The sequence below is a fragment of the Micromonospora sp. NPDC005305 genome (genome assembly GCF_040607315.1).
Lineage (GTDB): Bacteria > Actinomycetota > Actinomycetes > Mycobacteriales > Micromonosporaceae > Micromonospora.
Genome location: NZ_JBEXGL010000001.1, coordinates 257,315 through 280,082, shown reverse-complemented (window position 1 = coordinate 280,082; position 22,768 = coordinate 257,315). Strand labels below are relative to the sequence as shown.

The window sequence follows — 22,768 nt, the reverse complement described above, 5'->3', positions numbered from 1 at the left end:
GTTCGCCGTCGGGTGCGGGCAGCGGGTGCCGGGTCCGCCCGGAGGTCCCTGGGGGGCTCAGGTGAGCGAGGCGCGGAGGGTGGCTTCCTTCTCGGCGACCAGGTCCTCCAGGCTCGCCTGGTAGGCCGCCATCCGGTCCCGCAGCGCCGGATCGGAGGCACCCAGGATCCGCACGGCGAGCAGCCCGGCGTTGCGGGCGTTGCCGATCGACACCGTGGCCACCGGCACGCCGGCCGGCATCTGCACGATGGAGAGCAGCGAGTCCATGCCGTCGAGGTACTTCAGCGGCACCGGCACGCCGATCACCGGCAGCGGGGTGACCGAGGCGACCATGCCGGGCAGGTGCGCGGCGCCGCCCGCACCGGCGATGATCACCTTGACGCCCCGGTCCGCGGCGGCCCGACCGTACTCGATCATCTTGATCGGGGTGCGGTGCGCCGACACCACGCCGACCTCGTAGGGCACGCCGAACTCGTCCAGGGCCTCGGCGGCGGCCCTCATGGTCGGCCAGTCCGAGTCGCTGCCCATGATCAGCCCGACGGTGGTCATGCTGCTCTGCCTTTCGTTCGCGACCGCGGGGCTCGCGACTCACGCCTCGCGCTCACTCGTGGCCCTCGCGCAGCCAGCGGGCCGCACGCGCGGCCCGGGCCCGGGTGTCGTCCAGGTCGCTGCCGAGCACGGTGACGTGCCCGATCTTGCGGCCCGGGCGCACCTGCTTGCCGTACAGGTGGACCTTGGCCCCGGGCTCGGCGGCGAAGAGGTGGTGCAGCCGTTCGTCGATGGAGATGCCGCCCGGCTCGCCGCCGAGCACGTTCGCCATCACCACGACCGGCGCGGTGAGCGAGGTGTCCCCCATCGGGTAGTCGAGCACGGCCCGGAGGTGCTGCTCGAACTGCGAGGTGCGGGCGCCCTCGATGGTCCAGTGCCCGGAGTTGTGCGGCCGCATGGCCAGCTCGTTCACGACCAGCCCGGCGGGCGTCTCGAACAGCTCCACGGCGAGCAGGCCGACCACACCGAGCGCGGTGGCCAGGTCAATGGCGAGCTGCTGCGCCGCGACGGCCCGCTCCTCCGGCAGGTCGGGCGCCGGGGCGAGCACCTCGACGCAGATGCCGTCCCGCTGCACCGTCTCCACCACCGGGTACGCGGCGACCTGCCCGAACGGCGAGCGGGCCACCTGCACGGCCAGCTCCCGGCGCAGCACCACCCGCTCCTCGACGATCAGCGGGGTGCCCCCGGCCAGCAGGGTGGTGGCCAGCTCGGCGGCCTGGGTGGCGTCGTCCACCATCCAGACGCCCCGGCCGTCGTAGCCGCCGCGGGCGGCCTTGAGCACCACGGGCCAGCCGATCTCCGCGCCGAACGCGAGCAGGTCGGCCGGGGTCTCGACCGGCCGCCAGGCCGGGTTCGGCGCGCCCAGCTCACCGAGCCGCTCGCGCATCACCCGCTTGTCCTGCGCGTGCACCAGCGCCTCGGCCGGCGGGAAGAGCTTCACGCCCTCCTCGGCCAGGGTGCGGATGTGCGCGTTGGGCACGTGCTCGTGGTCGAAGGTGACCACGTCGCACCCCTTGGCGAACGTGCGCAGGGCGGCGAGGTCGGTGTGGTCGCCGTACTGGACGTCGGCGGCTACCAGGGCGGCGCCGTCGTCCGGGGCGAGCGCGAGCACGCGCAGCGACTGGCCGAGGGCGATGGCGGCCTGGTGGGTCATGCGGGCCAGTTGGCCACCGCCCACCATGCCGACGACAGGCAGTCCGGTACGGGAATCCATAGCGCCGCCAGCCTATCGGGGCGGTGGCCGGCGCCGGTCCCGAGGGCCGGGAGCCGGGCGAACGCGGGGAGGACCGCTCGGGGCAGCTGGCAAGATCAACGCATGACGACCCGCGATCTGCTCCGCGCCCTGCCGGTGCTGGCCCACGACATGCCGTCCTTCGACCCGACCGACGTACCGGCGGAGCCCACCGCCCTCTTCGCCGACTGGCTCGCCGAAGCGGTCGCCGCCGGCGTGGACGAGCCGCACGCCATGATGGTCGCGACGGTCGACGCCGACGGCGCACCCGACGCGCGGGTACTGATTCTGAAGGACCTGGACGCCGAGGGCTGGCACTTCGCCACCACCTCCACGAGCGCCAAGGGGACCCAGATCACCGGCAACCCCCGCGTCGCGCTGGGCTTTCACTGGCGGGAGCAGGGCCGGCAGGTCCGGGTACGCGGCACCGCCCGGCCCGCCGACCCCGCCGTCTCCCGCCGAGACTTCCTCGCCCGGCCGGAGGGCTCCCGGATCGCGACCCTGGCCGGCCGGCAGAGCGCCGTCCTCGCCGACCGCGCCGAGCTGGATCGGGAGCTGGCCGAGGTGCGCGCCCGGCTGGCCGCCGATCCCGGGCTGGTCGCCGAGGGGCACACGGTCTACTCGGTGACCCCGGTGAGCGTCGAGTTCTGGCAGGCCGACCGGGAGCGCCGGCACGTCCGGCTGCGGTACCGGCGGACCACCGACGGGTGGAGCCGCGAACTGCTCTGGCCGTGACTGTCAGCCGAGCCGGCCGCGCGGCGCCCAGGGTCAGCTCGTCGTGGCCACGGCGATGCGGCGGGGCGCTCGGGCGATCTCCCGGGCGGTGGTCCGGGCGATCAGCAGCGAACCGATCACGGTCGGGGCGAACCAGGCGACCAGGTGCCCGCCGGTCATCTGCACGGCGAACCCCGTGACGAAGGCGATCACCGTGCTGCCCATGAGGTTGAGGTGCCAGATCCGCCAGCCCCGGGCACCGAGCCCGCGCGGCCGGCGCCGGGCGATCCAGAGGCCGCCGACCAGCCAGCCGAGGGTGAGCGCGCCGAGCACGGCCAGCCCCCACAGGCGGCCCGGGTCGTAGGCGAAGAGTCCGAAGGCGCTGAGGCTCAGGCCGACGGCGGCCCCCGCGTAGACCCGGCCGAGCAGGGTGTGCCGGCCGCGCCGCTTCGGCGCGAGCAGCACGGGTAGCGCCAGCAGCAGCCCGGTGATGCCGCTGGCGGCGTGGAGCACGACGAGAACGGTGTGCACGGGTCCCCCTCCCGCGACATCCCTATGTGGGAGGTCGGCAGGTCCAGCATCCGACCTGACACAATGGGATGTCAAGGAGATTTCGCGAAGGAGAACCGACCCATGCCGGACCGGCCGCTGAACGCCACCGCCGCCTCGCTGCTGGGCTTCCTGCACGACGGCCCGATGACCGGCTGGGACCTGGTCACCGTCGCCCAGCAGCGGATCGGGGCGTTCTGGTCGCTCACCCAGAGCCAGGTCTACCGGGAGCTGACCGCGATGGCGGCCGCCGGGCTGGTCCGGGCCGGTGAGCGGGGCCGACGCGACCGGCAGCCGTACGAGATCACCGATGCGGGGCGCCGGGCGTTCACCGAGTGGACGGCCCGGCCCCCGGCGGACGAGACGATCCGGTTCCCCCTGCTGCTGACGGTGCTCTTCGGCCGGCACCTGCCGCCGGAGCGGCTCGCCGGCTACCTCGGCGCGCACCGGGCCGCCCACGCCGCGCGACTCGCCGACTACCAGGCCGCGGCGGCGGCACTCCCCCCGGAGGCGGACGAGGTCGAACCGTACGCGGTAGCCACGCTGCGCTTCGGGCTGGCCTACGAGCGGGCGGTGCTGGAATGGCTCGACGCGCTGCCCGAGCCGCTGCGCCCGCCGGCCGGGGGCGACGAGCCGGTCACGTGAGCTGGGCGACCAGGTCCTCGACCGCGGTCACCGGCCGGTCGCAGACGAACCCCCGGCAGACGTACGCCGTGGGCTGACCGCCCAGCGCCGGCCGGTCGGCCAGCAACGGCACGCCGGGCTGGTCGGCGCGGCCCGCCACCACCACGGCACCGGGCGGGGCGTGCCGGAGCGCGGCGGCCACCAGCGGGTCGCCCACCGGGTCGTCCGTCACCACCGCGATCTCGTACGGCCCGGACAGCAGTGCCTCGCCGACCGTGGCCGCGTAGCCGGTGAACCGGGCGTGCCGGGCGACGATCGGCGCGACCGTCGCCAGGGCGGCGTCCGCCGCCTCCCGGTACCGGATCTCCCCCGTCAACGCCGCGTACGCGACCAGCGCCGCGACGATCGCCGACCGGCCGGCCGGGGTGGCGTTGTCGGTCGGGTCCGCCGGCCGGGCGATCAGGCGCTCGGCGTCGTCGGCGGTGTCGTAGAAGCCGCCGTCGGGTGCGGCGAACCGTGCCAGCGCCACGTCGAGCAGCTGCCCGGCCAGGACGAGCCAGCGCCCCTCCCCGGTCAGCTGGTGCATGGCGCAGAACGCCTCGGCCACGCAGCCGTAGTCCTCCAGCACGCCGGCCGGCTCGCCGACGACCTTGTCCCGGGAGACCCGGCGCAGCCGCCCGTCCACCACGTGCACGGCCGCCAGGTGCTCGGCGGCGTCCCGCATGGCGCCGTCGGCCACGATGGTGACGCCCTCCATGAGGTTGGCGTCCTCGTCGTCGGGGGCCGAGCAGAGCGCCGCGACCTGCTGGAACTCGGCGATGGCGGTGATGGCCAGCCCGTTCCAGGCGGCCACCACCTTGTCGTCCCGGGCCGGCTGGGGGCGGGTGTCCCGCGCCGCGAGCAGCCGGCCCACCACCTCCTGCCAGCGCCGGCGCACCGAAGCGTCGGCGTCGTCGATGTCCCGGGCCAGCCTCAGCACGCTGGTGCCGTGCTCGAAGGTGCCCTGCTCGGTCACCTCGAACAGGTCGGCGGCGAAGCGGCCGTCCTCCTCGCCCAGCACCTCGACCAGCTGGGCCGGGGTCCAGACGTAGGTGAGGCCCTCGACGCCCTCGGTGTCGGCGTCCAGCGCCGAGGCGAAGCCCTCGCCGGCCCGGTGCAGCTCGTCGGCGAGGAACCGGGCCGTGTCGCGGGCCACCCGCCGGGCCAGCCGGTCCCCGGTGAGCCGCCAGAGCTGGGTGTAGACCCGCAGGAGCAGGGCGTTGTCGTAGAGCATCTTCTCGAAGTGCGGCACCGTCCAGTGCCCGTCCACCGAGTAGCGGGCGAAGCCGCCCGCGAGCTGGTCGTGCAGGCCGCCGCGGGCCATCGCCTCGCAGGTGTGCCGGACGATCTCCAGGCTCCGGGGCGAGCCGGTGCGCTGGTGGTGCCGGAGCAGGAAGAGCAGGTTCATGTGCGGCGGGAACTTCGGCGCGTCGCCGAAGCCGCCGTTCCGCTCGTCGTACTCGGAGGCGAGCTGGTCGGCGGCGGCGTCCAGCAGTTCGGCGGTGAGCGGCGCGGTCAGGCCGCCCACGGCCTGCGCGCCGCCGATCGCCTCGACGACGGCGGCACCCTGCCGGAGCACCGCCTCCCGCTGGTCGCGCCAGGCGGCGGCGACCGAGCCGAGCAGCCGGACGAAGTTCGCCCGCGGGAAGTAGGTGCCGCAGAAGAACGGGGTGCCGTCCGGGGCCGCGAAGACCGTCATGGGCCAGCCGCCCTGGCCGGTCATCGCCTGGGTGGCCGTCATGTAGACGGCGTCGACGTCGGGCCGCTCCTCCCGGTCGACCTTGACGCAGACGAAGTCGTCGTTCATGAGCTGGGCGACGCCCTCGTTCTCGAACGACTCGTGCGCCATCACGTGGCACCAGTGGCAGGCCGCGTAGCCGACCGAGATGAGCACCGGCACGTCGCGCCGCTTTGCCTCGGCGAACGCCTCGTCGCACCAGGGCCACCAGTCGACCGGGTTGTCGGCGTGCTGGAGCAGGTAGGGCGAGGTGGCGTCGGCGAGTCGGTTCACCCGACGACCATAACCACCTCCGGCCTCCGCCGCCGCCGGTCGCCCTTCCCCGGCCCGGGTCACGTGACCCGGGCCCGGGACCGGATCAGGCCCGCGTCAGGCGCACGGTCGTCGGGCCGACGTCGACCTGGACGTACTCGTCGTAGAAGGGGTCGCGGCCCTCGACCTGCGCCGCCACCTCCGCGTCGCCCGGCCGGAAGCGGAGGCCGTCCACCGGGGTGGTCGTCGCCGCCCACTCCACCACCTGGTCCGGTGCACACTGCAGGTCGGTGGCCGCGAACCAGATCCGCACGCGCCCCTGGGTGACCGCGCCGTTGATGTTCAGGGTTGCCGCCTGGCGGCAGGTCAACGTCCCGTGCACGGTGGCCGCACCGTACCTCAGCGCGATGGTGCCGGTATCCGCCACTGTGGCCCGGGGGTCCAGCAGCGGCGCGGCGGGCGGGTTGGTGAGGTGGACCTCTCCACGGGCCGGCACCGGCGCGCCGTCGCAGTACACCTCGAAGCTGGCGTCCAGCTTCTCCATGTAGCCGTACGGGGCGAAGACCACATCGGTGATGGTGAACGAACCGACGCTCTCGTCACACGGGCCGTTGGGGCCCACGAGGGTCAGCCCGGGGTTCGGCCCGGGCCACGGGTAGCCGAGCGCGTCCGTGTAGGTGCCCGGCGCGAGCGGCCGGTCCGAGCCGGAAACCAGGATGAGGTGCCAGCCACCGAACACCCTGACGGTGATCTCCTGATCGTGCCCCCACAACCGCATCTCGTCGCCCGCATCGGTCGAGAAGGCGTACGAGTTGCCGCCGGTGAGTGGCTCCCCCGCCTCGCCGGAGACCGTGAAGGTGCCCGTGGCGGGCACCTCCCGGGGCTCCGCCTGGGCAGGCGTGGAGATGGTCAGGCCGGCCGCGCCGGCGATCAGAGACAGGGCCGCCGCGAGCAGCGGACGTCGGCCGAACCTACGCATGCATCCTCCCCCGAAGTGGACTGCCCGGCGACGGATGCCGATTCGTCGCCCGAGCCGAGGATATGGGGTTCGCAACCTGCCCCGCTGTCCCGCGCCGCGCTCTGCCGACGACCCGACCGGCTCCCGGTCAGACCTTCTTCAGCCGGACCCGTCTGACCTGGCCGGTCGACTCTGGTCCGTGGGGCGGTCACATGTGGTCCCGTCACGGGCACTGTCCGGTCCGGACCACGGCCCGGTCGATTTCCCGCCGGGTCGTCCGGACCCGGGCACGCGAGGGCCTTTCGGTGTTCATGTTTGTCGATTTATATCTGTGCATGCCGGTGACCGTCGCCGGCCTCCGAGGAGGTAGGCATGCAGAGATCCCGTGGCCTGTCGGCACTCACGTCCGTCGCGGTGCTCGCCACGATGTCCGGCGCCGGGCCCGCGTCAGCCGCGGTGGACCCGGGTACGCGGTTCTCCGCCACCACGGTGGTGGGCACCCACAACGCGTACGAGCGCGGCACCTACCCCTACCTGGCGCAGGCGCTCGACGCCCGGCCCGGGCTGATCGAGCTGGACGTCTGGCCGGACGTGCTCACCCGGCAGTGGCGGGTCAGCCACTCCAACCCGCTCGGCAACGACAACAACTGCGTGGCCGCCACGAGCGCCGCCCAGCTCTACACCGGCACCCGGAACCGGAACCTCGAGCACTGCCTGGACGACATCCGGCTCTGGCTGGGCGCCCACCCCGACGCCGGCCCGCTCGTGCTCAAGCTGGAGCTGAAGACCGGCTTCAGCGGGCGTACCGGGCAGGGGCCGGCCCAGCTCGACGCCGTGCTCGCCGCGCGGCTCGGCGACCGGGTGTTCCGCCCGGCCGACCTGCTCGGCGGCCACATCAGCCTGGACGCCGCCGCGCGCGCCGACGCCTGGCCCGGCCGGGGGCAGCTCGCCGGCCGGGTGATCGTCGAGCTGATCCCCGGCACCGTCGAGGAGGGCAACCCGACCGACACCCTCTGGACCGACGTCGAGTACGCCCGCCACCTGGCCGGCCTCGCGGCGGCCGGCACGCTGGGCACGGCCCGCGCCTTCCCGGCCGTGCACCGGGCGCAGGCCGGCGACCCCCGCGCCCGGTACGCCGACGCGAGCCTGCGACCGTGGTTCGTGCTCTTCGACGGCGACGCCACGGCGTACGTCACCGGGGGCGTCGACACCGCCTGGTACGACGCCAACCACTACCTGCTGGTGATGACCGACGCGCAGAACGTCCCGCCGGCCGTGGGGGCCGGCGACGCCGGCGCGGCGGCGGCCCGGGTGGCCGAGCTGGCCCGCGCGCACGCCAGCATCGCCTCCGCGGACTGGGCGGCCCTGCCCACCGTGCTCGACGACGTGCTGCCCCGCGGCTGAGCATGCGATCGACCGGTCCGCGCCGCCGGGGCGAGCGGCCCCGGCGGCGCGGGACGGTCAGGAGGCGCCGTCGGCGCGCAGTGGGAAGACGTTGCCGCGCGCCGTGTCCACCAGCGACCCGAGCACGGCCCCGATCTTGTCCGCCGGCATCGGCTTGAAGAAGTGGTAGCCCTGGGCGGCCGTGCAGCCCAGTTCGGCCAGGGCGGTCCGCTGCTCGGCGGTCTCGACGCCCTCCGCCACCACCCGCAGCCCCAGCTCGTGGGCGAGCCCGACGGTGGTCCGCACGATCGCGGCCGCCTCCGGCGAGTCGGCCATCCGGATCACGAAGGAGCGGTCCACCTTCAGCTCGTCGACCGCGATCCGGGTCAGGAAGGTCAGCGAGGAGAAGCCGGTGCCGAAGTCGTCGACGGCGAGCTGCACGCCCATCGAGCGGAGGGTGGCCAGCACCTCGTCGATGACCTCCAGCTCGCTCATCACCACCGTCTCGGTGATTTCCAGGACCAGCCGGTGCGGCGGGACCTGGTGCCGGCGCAGCGCCTCGCCGATCTCGGCCGGCAGCCGCGGGTCGAGCAGGCTGCGCGCCGACAGGTTCACCGAGATGGGGATGTCCAGCCCCTCGCGCGCCCAGTCGGCCGCCACCGCGAGGGCCTTGTCCAGCACGTAGCGGGTGAAGCTGCCGAGCTGCTCGCTGTTCTCCACCGGCCGGATGAAGTCCGCCGGGCCCAGCCAGCCCCGGCGCGGGTGCCGCCAACGGATCAGCGCCTCCACCCCGGTCGGTGCGCCGGTGGCCAGGTCCACCGCCGGCTGCAACGCCAGCACCAGCTGGTCGTCGGCCGCCAGGGCCTCCCGCAGCTCCGCGAGCAGCGCCAGGTGGTCGGTGCTCGCCGCGTCCCGGGAGCTGTCGTACGCGGCGACGCTGCCGCCGCCCTCCTTCGCCTGGTACATGGCGATGTCGGCCCGGCGCAGCAGCTCGGTCAGGTCGGCGGTGCCCGCGTCGGCGACCACCACACCGACCGCCACCTCGACCGACATGCGCACCCCGGCCACCTCGGTCGGCGCGGCCAGCCGCTCGGCGATCTCCCGGGCCTGGCGCAGCGCGTACGCCAGCGGGGCGGCCCGGTCGTCGACGACCGGGACCGTGGTGAGCAGCAGGGCGAACTCGTCGCCGCCGAGCCGCCCGAGCAGGTCGCCCGGACGGGCCATGGTGGTCAGCCGGCTCGCGGCCAGCCGCAGCAGCTGGTCGCCGGCCGCGTGCCCGAGCGTGTCGTTGACCTCTTTGAACTGGTTGATGTCGAGCAGCAGCAGCGCCACCGGGTGGTCGTGGGCGCGCTGCCGCAACGCCTGGTCGCCCTTGGCCAGCAGGGCCGCCCGGTTGAGCAGCCCGGTGAGCTGGTCGTGCACCGCCTCGTACGACGAGCGGGCGGTGACCAGCCGCAGCTCGCGGTGGGTCGCGGCGTCGTGCAGGGCGGCGGCCAGCGCGTCGCCGAACGCCGCGACGCCGTCCCGTTCCCGCGCGGTGGGCGGGGCGGACCGGGGGAACCGGACCCGCAGCTGGCCGACCTCGGCGCTGCCGACGGTGAGCCGCCGGACCAGCTCGTGCTCGCCCGCCCCGGTGGCCGACGGTGGCTCCACCTCGCGGTCGCGTACCTGCGCGCCGGTGTCGGCCCGGTAGCGGCGCCAGCGGGCGTCGCCCCGCGCCACGTCCACCTCGACCAGTTCCGCGCCGAACAGGGTGAGCGCCCCGGTCACCGCGGCGGTCGCCACGCCCCGCTCGTCGAGCTGGTTGAGCGCGGCCGTGGCCTCGGCGAAGGCCCGCCAGGTCCGCCGCTCCTGGTCGGCCCGGAGCCGGTGCCGGTAGGTCTGCTGGAGCAGCCAGAGCGGCGGCGGCAGGAGCAGCAGCCAGCGCGCGTCGAGCTCCAGCAGGGTGACGACCACGAGGCCGACCGCCACGTTGCCGACGAACATGAGCAGCTTGCCGCGGAGCGCGGCGAGCAGCGGCGGCCCGATCGGGACGCCGTGCAGCAGGGCGAGGCTGGCGCCACCCAGCCAGGCGGTGGTGAACAGGTAGACCACCGCGCCGGCGGTCAGCGCGAGGGCCAGCTCGGGGGTGATCGCGGCGAGCAGCGGCCGGCCGAGCGCGCTGGCGACCGCGGCGGCGAGCGCGGTGGCGGCGGTGAGCGAGCCGGCGATCCGGACCAGCTCCAGCGCGGGCCGGCGGTCGGCGACCAGGGACATGGTCGTCCACGCGGCACCCGCGCCGAGCAGGGCGGCGGCCGGCAGCCAGCCGGCCGGCACGAGGTAGAGGCAGACGACGAGGGCCGCCTCGCCCCAGGTGATGCTGACCATGCCCGAGGCGGTGCGGAAACGCAGCCGGGCGAGCTGGGCGACGGCGAACGCCGCGACGGCGAGGCCGAACCGGACGAATCCGGGCAGCGAATCGTCCGGCGGCAGGTGCGCGGGGACGGTGACACCGACCACGGCGGCCACCACGGCGGTGACCGCGACGGCGGAGGTCAGCAGCAGCACTCCGACCGGGGTGCCGCGCAGGCCCAGCCGATCGGGGGGATCGCCGGCCCGGCCGGAGGTCACCGGCCCACCCCGTCAGGCGGCGGCCCCAGGGCACGGTCGGGGGCCGTAGCTGCCATCGACATCGGCGCCCCCCTTCCGCGCACGGCTCAGGGCCTTTCGGTCCCCCCGGCGGAAGGCTAAGCCAAACCCGGTGGTCGCAACAGGGGTTGACGACCGGCTTCGGCGTGATTCACGCGTTGTTCAGCCGTTCCGGCGCTGCTGGGAGCCGTTGGGGGCGTCTGTCGGTGAATCCTGCGGGGCGGTCCCGTCTGTCGGATCGGCGACTGTCGCATCGGTGCGGCCCGGCTCGGCCGGGGGGCCCTGCTGGGGGAACCGGTCGGGCAGCCGGCGCAGCCGGGCGTTCATGTTGCGGATCAGCAGGACGGTGGCGGTGGCCAGCAGCACGATGAGGAAGAGGCCCATCGGGCCGGCCAGACCACCCGTGCGGGTGTCACCGAAGTTGTTCTCCGCGAGCACCTGGGCGGTGGTCAGCATGGTGTTCCTCCGATGTGCGGCTGACCACCAGCGTAGCCCGCCGGGGAATCAACGGGCATGGCACGTCTCGCGCACCCCGGCGAAGAGGTCGGACTCGGGCGGCGGGCTGTCCACCAACGAGCGCGCGAGCTGGAAGTCCTCGGTCGGCCAGGCGCGCTGCTGCAGGTCCATGGGCACCTGGAACCAGAAGCCGTCCGGGTCGATCTGGGTGGCGTGGGCGCGCAGCGCGTCGTCGCGGACCGGGAAGTATTGGGCGCAGTCGACCCGGGTGGTGATGCGCTCACCCTTGTCGGCACGGTCCTCCCAGCGCTTCATCCACTCCCCGTAGGGCGACTCCAGGCCGGCGGCGAGCATCGCCTCGTGCAGGGCCATGATCTTGGCCCGGGAGAAGCCCACGTCGTAGTAGAGCTTGAGCGGCTGCCACGGCTCGCCCAGCTCCGGGTGGCGGTCCGGGTCACCGGCGGCCTCGAAGGCGGCCACCGTCACCTTGTGGGTCATGATGTGGTCGGGGTGCGGGTAGCCGCCCTCCTCGTCGTACGTGGTGACGACGTGCGGGCGGAACTGGCGCATGAGCCGCACCAGCGGCGCGGCCGCGACCTCGACCTCCTCCAGGGCGAAGCAGCCCTCCGGCAGCGGCGGCAGCGGGTCGCCCTCGGGCAGCCCGGAGTCCACGAAGCCGAGCCAGGCCTGCTCGATGCCCAGGATGGCGCGCGCCGCGTCCATCTCGGCCCGGCGGATGTCGCCGATGTTGGCCCACACGTCGGGCCGGTCCATCTTGGGGTTGAGCACGCTGCCCCGCTCGCCACCCGTGCAGGTGACGACCAGGACATCCACCCCCTCGGCGACGTATTTCGCCATGGTGGCGGCGCCCTTGCTCGACTCGTCGTCGGGATGGGCGTGCACCGCCATGAGCCGCAGCTGTTCTGCCACCTTCGGCGCTCCTCGTCTGTGCCCACCGGGCCCGGCCCGCCCGGGCCCGCCCGGCTGACCTGCCGGAATCTCCCCCCGCGCCCGCGAAAGCCCCCGTGCTGGCCGATCGGCGGCGGGGCCGACCTGCCATTCTTGACTCAGCGCCGGGCTGGGAAGATGGACTTTGCCATTCTTGCCGATGCCGCCGACAACAACGCCAGGAGATACCCGCCGGTGAGCGAGACGCACGCCACAGTCCCCCCGGAAGCGCCGGTCTTCCCGCCCGGCCGCTACGGCCGCCGCCGGGAGCCGGGGCGCCGTCGTCCCCTCCTGCTCGTGCTGGTGGGGGCCGTCCTGCTGGCGCTCCTCGGGCTGGTCGCCGCCCGGCTCTACAGCCAGTACGGCGATCCCGACTACCGGGCCGAGATGATCACCTACACCGGGATCACCGACTCCCGGGTGGTGGTCGACTTCCGGGTGACGGTGCCGGAGGGCGGCTCGGCGACCTGCCTGCTGCGGGCCCGCTCCCACGACGGCGCCGAGGTGGGCCACGTCGAGGCCACGGTGACCGCCCCGCCCGGCGAGCGCCACGTCCGGGCCCGCCAGGAGGTGCCCACCACGGCCCGGCCCTTCATCGGCGAGGTGCTGCGCTGCCGACCGGCCGGCTGAGCCGGGCGCCCGGCGCGTCGCCGGGACACACGCACCCCGGGTCCCACGGCCGGCACCCGGGGTGATCGGCGACACCCCGGCGTGGCCCGCACTGGTAAATTGGTTGTTCACCTGTCAGCCAGTCCGCACCAACCGAGGAGATCGCCTGTGTCCACCAATGACAACGAGGCGCCCGCCACCTGGCTGTCCCAGGACGCGTACGACCGCCTGCAGGCCGAGCTCGACGAGCACATCGCCAACCGGCCGGTCATCGCCGCCGAGATCAACGCCCGGCGCGAGGAGGGCGACCTGCGGGAGAACGGCGGCTACCACGCCGCGCGCGAGGAGCAGGGCAAGGCGGAGGGCCGCATCCTCTACCTGAAGGAGCTGCTCCGCACGGCCAAGGTCGGCGAGGCCCCGACCGCCGACGCGGTGTCGCCCGGCATGGTCGTGACGATCTACTTCGACGACGACGCCGACGACACGGAGACCTTCCTGCTCGGCTCCCGCGAGATCGCCTCCACGACCGACCTCACCGTCTACAGCCCCGAGTCGGCGCTCGGCAAGGCGATCCTGGGCGGCAAGGCGGGCCAGACCTGCACCTACACGGCCCCGAGCGGGGCCGACATCAAGGTGACGGTCGTCAAGTTCGAGCCGTTCTCCGGCTAGCCACCAACCGGACCCGCGCCGGATGGCTCGGGTCCGACCCGACCGAGGCTGACAGGCTCCTCGGACCCGAGCCGGAACACCCGACCGCCCCGACCGGCACCGTCCGGCCGGGGCGGTCGCGTCTCAGGGCTCACCCCTCGCCGGCGAAGACCACCTGGTAGCCGCTGGCCCGCAGGGCGCTGATCAGGGTGTCCGAGTGCTCGACACCGCGGGTCTCCACCGACAGCGCCACCTCCACCTCGCCGAGCCGCAGATGCGGGTTGGCCCGCTGGTGCACCACGTCGACCACGTTGGCCCGGTGCTCGGCGATCTCACTGAGCAGGGAGGCGAGCTGACCCGGCCGGTCCGTGCAGCGGACGGTGACCCGCAGGTAGCGGCCGGCCGCCGCCAGGCCGTGCTCGATCACCCGCAGCATGAGCAGCGGGTCGATGTTGCCGCCGGACAGCACGGCCACCACCGGCGCCTGGACCTCCACCACCCCGGCCAGCAGCGCCGCCACGCCGACCGCCCCGGCCGGCTCCACCACCTGCTTACCGCGCTCCAGCAGCATCAGCAGCGCCCGGGAGATGTCCTCCTCGGAGACCGTGACGATCTCGTCGACCAGCTTGCGGACGTGGGTGAAGGTCAGCTCGCCGGGGCGGCCGACCGCGATACCGTCGGCGATCGTCGAGAAGAAGGGCAGCCGGACCGGCTCGCCGGCCTTCAGCGAGGGCGGGAAGGCAGCGGCGCTCGCCGCCTGCACCCCGATGACGCGGACGTCGGGGCGCAGCGCCTTGGCGACCACCGCCAGGCCGGAGATCAGCCCGCCGCCGCCCACCCCGGTCACGATGGTCTTCACGTCCGGGCACTGTTCGAGGATCTCCAGGGCCACCGTGCCCTGACCGGCGATGACGTCCCGGTGGTCGAACGGGTGGATGAACACCGCCCCGGTCCGCTCGGCGAACGTCTGCGCCGCCACCAGCGACTCGTCCACCGTGTTGCCGACCAGCTCGACCTGGGCCCCGTACCCCTTGGTGGCGGCCACCTTCGGCAGCGGCGCGTTGACCGGCATGAAGACGGTGGCGTGCGTGCCGACCAGGCCGGCGGCGAGCGCGACCCCCTGGGCGTGGTTGCCGGCGCTCGCCGCCACCACCCCGCGTTGCCGCTCCTCGGCCGAGAGCCGGGAGATCCGCACGTACGCGCCGCGCACCTTGTACGACCCGGCGCGCTGCACGTTCTCGCACTTCAGCCAGGTCGGCCCGCCGAGCGCGGCGCTGAGCGGCCGGGACGGCTCCAGCGGGGTGGTGCGGGTGACGCCGGCGAGCAGTTCCCGCGCGGCCTGTACGTCGGCGAGACCGACCAGTTCCGTCATGCCCCGATCGTGCCACCCGGGACCGGTGGAACCTGCGGCGACGTCACCGACGGAGCTGACGCCACCTGGGGCGACACGCCGGTGACGGGCTGCGCCGGGTAGCCGGGGGCGGCGGCGGGCGCCGGGAGGACGGCACCGGGCAGCGGCCAGCCGGGGTGGACCGGCCAGGCCGGCACCGCCCGGGCGATGCGGTCCTGCTGGGCGGCGGAGATCCGCCGGATCAGCAGCACGAAGGAGAGCCCCGCCACCAGCACGGCGACGACGGGGAGCAGCCGCGGACCCAGCGCGTCCTGGTAGAAGCGGACGTACGTGCCGAACTCCACGTCGTTGCGGGGCCACTCGGTCAGCTGGGCGTACCGCTGCTCCTCGCGTTGGCTGACGATGCGGTCGCCGATGGTGAACACCAGCCAGGCCGCCCACCAGACGCCGACCAGCACCGTCGTGTTCCGCCGCCACAGGCTGTTGCGGGCCACGTTCGCCACCACCCGGGCGGGCACGACGAAGTTGGCGATCGGCACCAGCCAGCCGGCGATCGCCCAACCGGGACCCAGCGCCGGCTGGGCGCCCGGGAACGCCTCGATGTTCTTCCGCGCCCGCCAGGTCCAGACGATGACCAGGACGGCCGCCACCAGCAGCGCCACCAGGTAGGGCAGGACCAGCAGCCCCTCGCCCACCGCTGCGCCGATCAGCAGGTCGCGGTCGACCTGCTCGGCGGCCGCGCGGGCGACCCGCACTCCCACCAGAGGGAACAGCGCGCCCGGCAGGTACAGCACGGTCGCCGCGCCGACCGCGACGGCGGCCGCCGTGCCGAGGCCCCGGACGGGGTACGTGGACACGCCGGGCAGCACCGCGGGCTGACCGGGGAGCGTGCCGCAACGCGGGCACTCGTTGTCGGCCGGGGACAGGGCGTCCCCGCAGGTCTGGCAGTGCATCGGTGACCGTCCGGAGGGTGTGCGCGGGAAGAGGTGCGCACACGCTAGACGATCATGCGTGGGCCGGCGACCCCGTCCCGACCCGGGGATAGCCGGGGGCGTGCCGCTGCCACGGCGCCTGCATCTCGAACTGGCCGGCGACGCCCAGCAGCAGCAGCTCCGAGCCGGGTGGGCCGACGAACTGCACGGCGACCGGCAGGCCGTCCGGGCGGCGGCCGACCGGCACCACGATCGCCGGCAGCCCGGCGATGTTCCAGGGCGCCGCGTACGGGGCGTACCGGATGTTGGCCTTCATGTTCGCGATCCAGGACCGGCCGGACCAGCCGGCGGCCTCCGGGGGCGGTCCGGCCAGCGCCGGGGTGAGCAGCAGGTCGACCGAGTGGTCGGCGAAGAAGTTCACCGACCGGTCGCGCCAGGCGGCCCGGTCGGCCTCGCGCACGTACCCCCGGCGCTGCGCCCACTCGCCGAGCGCGACGTGCCGGCGGCTGCGCCGCTGGAGGCCGCGCCGCTCCACGCCCGCGGCCTGCACCTCGGTGGCGGCCGCGGCGAACCAGGTGGCGATGCCCTGCAGGCCGAGCCGGGTCGGGTAGACGGGGTCGGCGGGAACGGTGTCGTGCCCGGCGGCGGCGAGCAGCCGGCCGGCGGCGGCGACCGCGTCGCGGTTCGGCGCGTCCGGCGAGACGCCGCGCACCGGGGAGCGCAGCGAGACGCCGACCCGCAGCCGCGGCGGCGGGACCAGCTTGTCCGGGCGGCGCCCGGCCAGCACCGAGAAGCCGACCACCGCGTCGGCCACCGTGCCGGTCAGCATGCCGTGCTCGGTGAGGCCGAACCAGTCGTCCGCGCCGAGCTGGCAGGGCACCACGCCCCGGCCGGGCTTGAGCCCCACGAGGCCGCAGCAGGCGGCGGGGATGCGGATGGAGCCGAGGCCGTCGTTGCCGTGCGCCATCGGCACCAGCCCGGCGGCCACCGCGGCGGCCGCGCCGCCGGAGGAGCCGCCGGGGGTCCGCGCCGGGTCCCAGGGGTTGCGGGTGACCCCGGTCTCGTCGTCGGTGAGGGCCCAGAGGCCCAGTTCGGGCATCCGGGTCACGCCGAGGATCACCGCGCCCGCGCCGCGCAGCCGGCGGACCACCTCGTGGTCGGCCTCCGCCACCGGGGTACGCATCGCGGCGGACCCGTTCCACGTCGGCAGGCCGGCCACCGCGGTGTTCTCCTTGACCGCGACCGGCACGCCGGCCAGGGGGAGGTTGGCCAGGTCCTCCTGCTCGTCGACCTTCTCCGCCTCGGTGATCGCCTCGCCGCCGCGCACCGAGCGGAACGCGGCCAGCTCGGCGTCGGCCCGGGCGATGTGGTCGAGGTGGTCGGCCACGACCTGGGTGGCGGAGACGTCACCCCGGCGTACGCCCCGGGCGATCTGTTTGGCGGTCGCCCCCACCCAGGTCGTCGGCATGATGTCCTGCACGGCCATCCTCCCCAGCCAGCGGTCAGCCCAGCGCCTGCTCCAGATCGGCGAGCAGGTCGTCGACCGTCTCGATGCCGACAGACAGTCGCACGAGATCGCCGGGAACTTCAAGCGGCGAGCCGGCAGCGCTCGCGTGTGTCATCCGGCCCGGGTGCTCGATCAGGGATTCGACCCCGCCGAGCGACTCGGCGAGCACGAAGAGCTTCGCCCGGTTGCAGATGTCCACGGCGTGCTCCTCGCCGCCCGCCGCCCGGAAGGAGATCATCCCGCCGAACCGACGCATCTGCTTGGCGGCCACCTCGTGACCCGGGTGCGCGGGCAGGCCCGGGTAGATGACCTGCGCGACCTTGGCGTGACCGTCCAGGTAGGCGGCGATCCGCTCGGCGTTGTCGCAGTGCCGGTCCATGCGTACCCCGAGGGTCTTGATGCCCCGCAGGGTGAGCCAGGCGTCGAACGGACCGTTGATCGCGCCCATCGCGTTCTGGTGGTAGCGCAGTTCCTCGCCCAGCGTGCGGTCGGCCGCGACGAGGGCGCCACCGACCACGTCGGAGTGTCCGCCGATGTACTTGGTGGTGGAGTGCACCACCACGTCCGCGCCGAACGCGATCGGCTGCTGGAGGTAGGGCGAGGCGAAGGTGTTGTCGACCACCAGGAGCGCGCCGGCGTCGTGCGCGACGGCGGCCAGCGCGGCGATGTCGGCGATGCCGAGCAGCGGGTTGGTCGGCGTCTCCACCCAGATGATCCGGGTGGCGCCGGGGCGGATGGCGGCCCGCACCGCGTCCGGATCGGAGACCCGGGCCGGGGTGTACTCCAGCCCCCAGCGCTCCGCCACCTTGGCGAACAGCCGGTAGGTGCCGCCGTACGCGTCGTCCGGGATCACCACGTGGTCGCCCGGCTTGCAGACGGTCCGCAGCAGGGCGTCCTCGGCGGCCAGGCCGCTGGCGAAGGCCAGGCCCACCGGCCCGCCCTCCAGCGCCGCCAGGCACTCCTGGAGCGCGTCCCGGGTCGGGTTGCCGGAGCGGCTGTACTCGTAGCCCTCCCGGGGCGCGCCGACGGCGTCCTGGGCGTAGGTGCTGGTCTGATAGATCGGCGGGATCACCGCGCCGGTGCGGGCCTCCGGGTCCTGACCGGCGTGGATGGCGAGCGTCTCGAAGCCGTGACTCATTCCCGAGACGTTAGTCCGCCCGCCCGCCCCACCGCCCGGAACCCGCCCCGCGTCACAACCGGAAGGTTGTCCGACCGGTCGGCCATGGCTCGGTGACCTCGACCGAAGCGCTGCCGTCCCGCCTGCTCGGCGTGGTCGACCGGATTCCCGCCTCGCTGGGGCACCTGGCCGGCCCCGACCAGGGCCGGGTCAGTCTTCCGGTCCGCCTCGCCTGGTCCGGCCCGACGGAATACGACGTCAGCGACGCCCGCCAGCGGCTGACGCTCTACCGGACGCTGATGGACTGCGGGCAACGCGACGACATCGTCCGCTACGTCAACGCGACCCTCCTGCGCCGCGACTGGCCACGAATCCGGCGCCTGACCGCTCGACGGGTGATCGCGCTGTGGGAGCGCCGCCTTCCGGAACTCGTCGCCTGATCATGGACGAGCTGCACCGGCGGCTCCTACGCGTCGGCTTCGCCGCCGGTGACGATCTCGGGCTGGCACTCGCGGGCGGGTACGCGCTGTCGGCACACAACCTGCTGAGCCGGCCGTCACGGGACATCGACTTCGCCACCGCCACCGCAGTGCCCCTGCCGATCGTCGCGGCTCGGCTGGCTGATGCCTACGTGGCCGAGGGGTTCGGTTGCCGGATCGTCGAGGCAGGAAACCGGATGGCGCGCCTGCTGGTGTCGGGCGCAGCGGTGGAGTGCGAGGTGGATCTGCTCTTGGAGAGTTGACGTTCGAGGCGAACGGCAGGTCGCCAAGATCGGCGCGGGGAACCGGCAAGATCGCGGGGCAGCGCCTAGCCTGGCGGGGTGAGCGGGTGCGTGTTCTGCGGGATCGTGGCGGGCGAGGTGCCGGCGTTCCGGGTCGCCGACGAGGCGGACGGGGTGGCCTTCCTGGACACCCGGCCGGTGTTCAAGGGGCACGTGCTCGTAGTGCCGCGCACCCACCTGGTCACCCTGACCGACCTGCCGGCCGACGCGCTGCCCGGCTACTTCCGGCTGGTGCAGCGGCTCGCCGTGGCCGTGGAGGCCGGCCTGGGGTCCGGTGGGACGTTCGTGGCCATGAACAACAACGTGTCCCAGTCGGTGCCCCACCTGCACACCCATGTCGTGCCCCGAACGAAGGGGGACGGGTTGCGCGGCTTCTTCTGGCCGCGGACCCGCTACGCCGACGACGCCGAGGCCGAGGACTTCGCGGAGCGGATCGCCGGCGCGCTCGCCTGAGGCCGGGACCGGGTAAGGAACCGGGGACCGGCGCTGTTGCACACGCTGGGAAAGCCTAGAGAGGAGTCCCACTGTGTTCCTTCGCCGCATGAAGGCCGAGATGATCTCCCCCGACCGGGCCCTGCCGGGTCGCCCCATCGCCATGCCGATCGCCGACCGGCACGAGGTGCTGCCGTCCTCGCTGAAGGGTCCCTTCCCCGAGGGCGCGCAGGTCGCCGTCTTCGGGATGGGCTGTTTCTGGGGTGCCGAGCGGCTGTTCTGGACCCTCCCCGGCGTCATCACCACGTCGGCCGGTTACGCGGGTGGCTACACCACGAACCCGACGTACGAGGAGGTCTGCTCGGGGATGACCGGGCACGCCGAGGTGGTCCAGGTGCTCTACGACCCGTCGCAGATCAGCTACGAGGACCTGCTCAAGGTCTTCTGGGAGAACCACGACCCGACCCAGGGCATGCGCCAGGGCAACGACGTGGGCACGCAGTACCGGTCGGCCATCTACGTGACCACCGACGAGCAGTTGGCCACCGCGCAGGCCTCGCGGGACGCCTTCGCGCCGATCGTGGCGCGGGCCGGCAAGGGTGAGATCACCACGGAGATCGCCCGGCTCGGCGACTACTACTTCGCGGAGGACTACCACCAGCAGTACCTGGCTCCGACGAAGAACCCTAACGGATGGTGTGGTATTGGCCCGAACGGGATGTCATGCCCGGTAGGGGTCGCGCGGACCGGCGGGTGAGAGCGATCCCCGATCTCCGCTGCGAGGGGCGGCAGGCCCGGGTGCGGGCCGACCGAGTCGAATGCGGGAGTGGGGCGACGCGCTGCCGGTCGAGCGGTTGACCGGGCTGTCCGAGCTGGCCGATGCCTTGCGTGAGCACACGTTGGCCTGTCGCGTCTTCGCCTGAAACGACGAAACCCCCGGCACCCATGAGGGCGCCGGGGGTTTCGTGTGTCTGCGGTCAAGCAGACAGGAAGAGGTAAAGCGTGACGGCGGCGGCGTCCTGCGTCGGCTCGGCGGTGTCGCGGCGGCCGGGCCTCGTGACGGCGGTGCTCATGATCTCGTTCTTTCCTGGTCCGCAGGTCATCGGAGCTGCTCGTGGCCCATGTGCGGAGGCGACGGGGCTTCCTCAATACCCGTCAACTGCCCACATGGGTACGCCGGTCGCCTGCCGTGGTCTACCGCCGTCACCCTCGCGTCTCGGCCGTGCCGGTCGCTAGCGGGGGCCAAGCGGGGCGAGCCATCGCGGCGAGCGAGGCGGCCGGGCCGACGGGGTAGCGCGCTCAACTCCGCCATGAGCGCGCATCGCGGCCATGAGTGCGCACCTGATCTTGGTCCCAAGAATCACGGCCGGGGATTCTACGAGCGCCAGCGAAGAGCTGGCAGCTACGCCCGGTCCGGTCCGATGGACTTTGTCTGATCGACCCAGCCCGCCGCCCGGGGTCGCTCGGATCGAGGTCTAGCAAGTGCGCTTATCTGCGGTTTCAACTTGTCGGTTGACACCGGTCAGTCATCGAATGTAGGTTCGACTTTCAACTAGAGGGTTGAAAGTTGGGAGAGGTGCCGATGGCAGCAGACACGCTGTCGCGGGTCTTCGCGGCACTCGCGGATCCGACCAGGCGCGACATGGTGGCTCGGCTCGCGGCGGGCGACGCGACCGTGAACCAGCTCGCCGAGCCTTACCGGATGACGCTCCAGGCGGTCTACAAGCACCTCAAGGTGCTGGAGGACGCGGGGGTGGTGAGCCGGCCGGCGGGGCCGCAGCCTCGGCCGGTACGGCTGGAGGCGGAGGTCTTCGACCTGATGGACAAGTGGATCGAGCGCTACCGGCGCCAGACCGAGGAGCGGTACCGCCGTCTCGACGCTGTACTGGCGCAGATGAACCACGACACGACGACCGACCAGACGGAGGAGGGAAGCGCGGCATGAGCATCATCGCCGAGACCGCGATCGAGGCCGACCCGAAGGTGCCGATCATCCGGATGCGCAGGGAGTTCAATGCCGCGCCCGAGCAACTGTTCCGGGCGCACACCGATCCGCGCCTGTTCGCGCAGTGGGTCGGTCCGAACGGGATGCACACCCGCATCGAGGAGTGGGACGCGCGCTCAGGCGGCAGCTGGCGCTACGTGTCCACCCGTGACGGGCAGCAGTACGCGTTTCGTGGCTGCTTCCACGACGTGCGGCTGGACCGGATCGTCCAGACGTTCACCTTCGAGGGGCAACCCGACGGTGTGGCGCTGGTGACGCTATGGTTCGAGAACCTCGACGGCGGCCGCACGCTTCTGCGCACACAATCCCTTGTGGATAGTTTTGAGGTCCGCGACGCATGGCTCGCCAGCGGCATGGAGGTCGGGGTCAACGAGGGCTACGCCAAGCTCGAGGAGATGCTCGCCGATGGCACTGTCTAAGCGGTCCGCCGAGCGGCACCGACAGGTCAGCCGCGGGTTCACCGATCGGGTCCGGGGCGCCCGGTCGTGGGATGCGCCCGCGCCGGTCGCCGGGTGGACCGCCCGCGACGTTGTACGCCACCTGACGGAATGGTTACCGCCGTTTTTGGCCACCGGCTCCGGTATCCGACTGCCAGCTGTGCCATCGGTCGATGACGACCCGGCCGCCGCGTGGCAGACACACTGCGACGCGGTGCAGTCCCTGCTCGATGACCCGGCCACGGCCGGCCGCCTCCTGTCGCATCCGCATGTCGGCGAGCTGCCGCTGGACCGCGCGATCGACCAGTTCTACACAGCCGACGTGTTCATGCACACCTGGGACCTGGCCCGGGCCACCGGCCAGGACGAACGCCTCGACCAGGACTTCTGTGCGCAACTGCTGGCCGGGATGGAGACGATGGAGGAGATCATCCGCTCGTCCGGGGAATACGGCCCCCGCGTGCCGGTGAAGGAACACGCCGACCCGCAAACCAGACTGCTGGGCTTTATCGGCCGCGATCCGGAGTGGACCGCCTGACATGTGGAGCCCGGTCGGACGCGCCGACCGGGCTCCAGGAACAGCCGGCCCAAATTCCGGATGCCAGGCTAAAGCTTCCACTCATCGGCCAGATGAGTGCGTGGTCCGCCGGGCCTAGCAGACCGGCCGTGGTCCGGCCTCGGCACGCGGCAGCGGCAGAATGCACAGTGCCCGGCGTCGTCGGGGTCGACCGCGCCACCCGCGCACGCGCACGCGCCAGCGGTGTACGTCTCCGGGACCCGGGCCAACTCGGCGGCCGGCAGCGCGCGAATGGCGGTCATCATCTCGGCCACGATGGCGGGGCGCGGCGGTGCGCGCGTGACGGCGGGACGGTCGACGGAT

At 73.4% G+C, this 22,768-nt stretch carries 24 protein-coding genes; 12 read left to right on the top strand and 12 right to left on the bottom strand.

Translation table 11 applies throughout. The annotated features are described in order from the left end of the window. Positions 1-57: 57 nt before the first annotated feature. A complete protein-coding gene (gene purE / locus ABZS80_RS01350) occupies positions 58-549 on the bottom strand; it encodes a 5-(carboxyamino)imidazole ribonucleotide mutase (protein WP_355053884.1) in 492 nt (163 codons plus the stop codon). A 52-nt stretch (positions 550-601) separates the two neighbouring features. Continuing rightward, complete coding sequence (locus tag ABZS80_RS01345; protein WP_355053883.1) at positions 602-1,762, bottom strand: 5-(carboxyamino)imidazole ribonucleotide synthase; 1,161 nt, start codon at positions 1,760-1,762, stop codon at positions 602-604. Between the two features lie 102 nt (positions 1,763-1,864). On the opposite strand from ABZS80_RS01345, the gene ABZS80_RS01340 reads away from it, so the two are divergent. Further along, positions 1,865-2,515: a pyridoxal 5'-phosphate synthase gene (locus ABZS80_RS01340; RefSeq protein ID WP_355053882.1), complete on the top strand. Its 651-nt coding sequence runs from the start codon at positions 1,865-1,867 to the stop codon at positions 2,513-2,515. A 33-nt stretch (positions 2,516-2,548) separates the two neighbouring features. Here ABZS80_RS01340 and ABZS80_RS01335 read toward each other — a convergent pair whose 3' ends face one another. After that, positions 2,549-3,025: a hypothetical protein gene (locus tag ABZS80_RS01335; protein WP_355053881.1), complete on the bottom strand. Its 477-nt coding sequence runs from the start codon at positions 3,023-3,025 to the stop codon at positions 2,549-2,551. Positions 3,026-3,127: 102 nt separating this feature from the next. On the opposite strand from ABZS80_RS01335, the gene ABZS80_RS01330 reads away from it, so the two are divergent. Further along, positions 3,128-3,688 carry a helix-turn-helix transcriptional regulator gene (locus ABZS80_RS01330; RefSeq protein WP_355053880.1) on the top strand — a complete coding sequence of 187 codons (561 nt, stop codon included), beginning with the start codon at positions 3,128-3,130 and terminating at the stop codon, positions 3,686-3,688. Here the strand turns inward: ABZS80_RS01330 and ABZS80_RS01325 are convergent. Beyond that, the gene (locus ABZS80_RS01325) at positions 3,681-5,717 is read right to left on the bottom strand and encodes a thioredoxin domain-containing protein (protein WP_355053879.1); all 2,037 of its coding nucleotides are present in this window, start codon (positions 5,715-5,717) and stop codon (positions 3,681-3,683) included. The genes ABZS80_RS01330 and ABZS80_RS01325 overlap by 8 nt on opposite strands. 85 nt (positions 5,718-5,802) lie before the next feature. Then, entirely contained in the window at positions 5,803-6,675 is an 873-nt protein-coding gene (locus tag ABZS80_RS01320; RefSeq protein ID WP_355053878.1) for a hypothetical protein, read from the bottom strand. A 351-nt stretch (positions 6,676-7,026) separates the two neighbouring features. On the opposite strand from ABZS80_RS01320, the gene ABZS80_RS01315 reads away from it, so the two are divergent. Beyond that, positions 7,027-8,058 carry a phosphatidylinositol-specific phospholipase C domain-containing protein gene (locus ABZS80_RS01315; RefSeq protein WP_355053877.1) on the top strand — a complete coding sequence of 344 codons (1,032 nt, stop codon included), beginning with the start codon at positions 7,027-7,029 and terminating at the stop codon, positions 8,056-8,058. A gap of 57 nt (positions 8,059-8,115) precedes the next feature. Here ABZS80_RS01315 and ABZS80_RS01310 read toward each other — a convergent pair whose 3' ends face one another. The 3 genes from ABZS80_RS01310 to mca form a co-directional block, all read right to left on the bottom strand. Beyond that, positions 8,116-10,611 (bottom strand): bifunctional diguanylate cyclase/phosphodiesterase, encoded by a 2,496-nt coding sequence (locus tag ABZS80_RS01310; RefSeq protein WP_355054186.1) that lies wholly within the window; start codon positions 10,609-10,611, stop codon positions 8,116-8,118. 216 nt (positions 10,612-10,827) lie between these two features. Further along, positions 10,828-11,121: a hypothetical protein gene (locus ABZS80_RS01305; protein ID WP_355053876.1), complete on the bottom strand. Its 294-nt coding sequence runs from the start codon at positions 11,119-11,121 to the stop codon at positions 10,828-10,830. Between the two features lie 48 nt (positions 11,122-11,169). Further along, complete coding sequence (gene mca, locus ABZS80_RS01300; RefSeq protein ID WP_355053875.1) at positions 11,170-12,051, bottom strand: mycothiol conjugate amidase Mca; 882 nt, start codon at positions 12,049-12,051, stop codon at positions 11,170-11,172. A 213-nt stretch (positions 12,052-12,264) separates the two neighbouring features. On the opposite strand from mca, the gene ABZS80_RS01295 reads away from it, so the two are divergent. Together ABZS80_RS01295 and greA are read left to right on the top strand one after the other, a co-directional pair. Beyond that, on the top strand, positions 12,265-12,699 hold the full coding sequence (locus tag ABZS80_RS01295; RefSeq protein ID WP_355053874.1) for a DUF4307 domain-containing protein: 435 nt from the start codon (positions 12,265-12,267) through the stop codon (positions 12,697-12,699). A 147-nt stretch (positions 12,700-12,846) separates the two neighbouring features. After that, positions 12,847-13,347 carry a transcription elongation factor GreA gene (gene greA / locus ABZS80_RS01290; protein ID WP_154230043.1) on the top strand — a complete coding sequence of 167 codons (501 nt, stop codon included), beginning with the start codon at positions 12,847-12,849 and terminating at the stop codon, positions 13,345-13,347. 130 nt (positions 13,348-13,477) lie between these two features. On the opposite strand, the gene ilvA is transcribed toward greA, so the two are convergent. The 4 genes from ilvA to ABZS80_RS01270 are packed head-to-tail and all read right to left on the bottom strand — an operon-like array spanning position 13,478 to position 18,254. Further along, positions 13,478-14,698: a threonine ammonia-lyase gene (gene ilvA, locus ABZS80_RS01285; protein WP_151461285.1), complete on the bottom strand. Its 1,221-nt coding sequence runs from the start codon at positions 14,696-14,698 to the stop codon at positions 13,478-13,480. Further along, on the bottom strand, positions 14,695-15,630 hold the full coding sequence (locus tag ABZS80_RS01280; protein WP_355053873.1) for a DUF4328 domain-containing protein: 936 nt from the start codon (positions 15,628-15,630) through the stop codon (positions 14,695-14,697). Before ABZS80_RS01280 ends, ilvA begins: the two co-directional genes overlap by 4 nt. Before the next feature lie 52 nt (positions 15,631-15,682). Beyond that, positions 15,683-17,095 (bottom strand): amidase family protein, encoded by a 1,413-nt coding sequence (locus ABZS80_RS01275; RefSeq protein WP_355053872.1) that lies wholly within the window; start codon positions 17,093-17,095, stop codon positions 15,683-15,685. A gap of 16 nt (positions 17,096-17,111) precedes the next feature. Further along, entirely contained in the window at positions 17,112-18,254 is a 1,143-nt protein-coding gene (locus tag ABZS80_RS01270; protein ID WP_355053871.1) for a cystathionine gamma-synthase, read from the bottom strand. A 92-nt stretch (positions 18,255-18,346) separates the two neighbouring features. Here ABZS80_RS01270 and ABZS80_RS01265 point away from each other — a divergent pair, with 92 nt between their 5' ends. From ABZS80_RS01265 to ABZS80_RS01235, 7 genes are all read left to right on the top strand, one after another. Then, a complete protein-coding gene (locus ABZS80_RS01265) occupies positions 18,347-18,673 on the top strand; it encodes a hypothetical protein (protein ID WP_355053870.1) in 327 nt (108 codons plus the stop codon). A gap of 2 nt (positions 18,674-18,675) precedes the next feature. Continuing rightward, the gene (locus tag ABZS80_RS01260) at positions 18,676-18,975 is read left to right on the top strand and encodes a nucleotidyl transferase AbiEii/AbiGii toxin family protein (RefSeq protein ID WP_355053869.1); all 300 of its coding nucleotides are present in this window, start codon (positions 18,676-18,678) and stop codon (positions 18,973-18,975) included. Between the two features lie 78 nt (positions 18,976-19,053). Further along, a complete protein-coding gene (locus ABZS80_RS01255) occupies positions 19,054-19,467 on the top strand; it encodes an HIT family protein (RefSeq protein WP_355053868.1) in 414 nt (137 codons plus the stop codon). 73 nt (positions 19,468-19,540) lie between these two features. Beyond that, positions 19,541-20,203, top strand: coding sequence for a peptide-methionine (S)-S-oxide reductase MsrA (gene msrA / locus ABZS80_RS01250; RefSeq protein ID WP_355053867.1), 663 nt, complete (start codon positions 19,541-19,543; stop codon positions 20,201-20,203). An 825-nt stretch (positions 20,204-21,028) separates the two neighbouring features. After that, positions 21,029-21,391, top strand: a complete 363-nt coding sequence (locus ABZS80_RS01245; protein ID WP_355054185.1) for a metalloregulator ArsR/SmtB family transcription factor — start codon at positions 21,029-21,031, stop codon at positions 21,389-21,391. Further along, positions 21,388-21,870, top strand: coding sequence for an SRPBCC family protein (locus ABZS80_RS01240; protein WP_355053866.1), 483 nt, complete (start codon positions 21,388-21,390; stop codon positions 21,868-21,870). Before ABZS80_RS01245 ends, ABZS80_RS01240 begins: the two co-directional genes overlap by 4 nt. Further along, positions 21,857-22,426, top strand: a complete 570-nt coding sequence (locus ABZS80_RS01235) for a TIGR03086 family metal-binding protein (protein ID WP_355053865.1) — start codon at positions 21,857-21,859, stop codon at positions 22,424-22,426. The genes ABZS80_RS01240 and ABZS80_RS01235 overlap by 14 nt, the downstream gene beginning before the upstream one ends. The last annotated feature ends 342 nt before the right edge of the window (positions 22,427-22,768 follow it).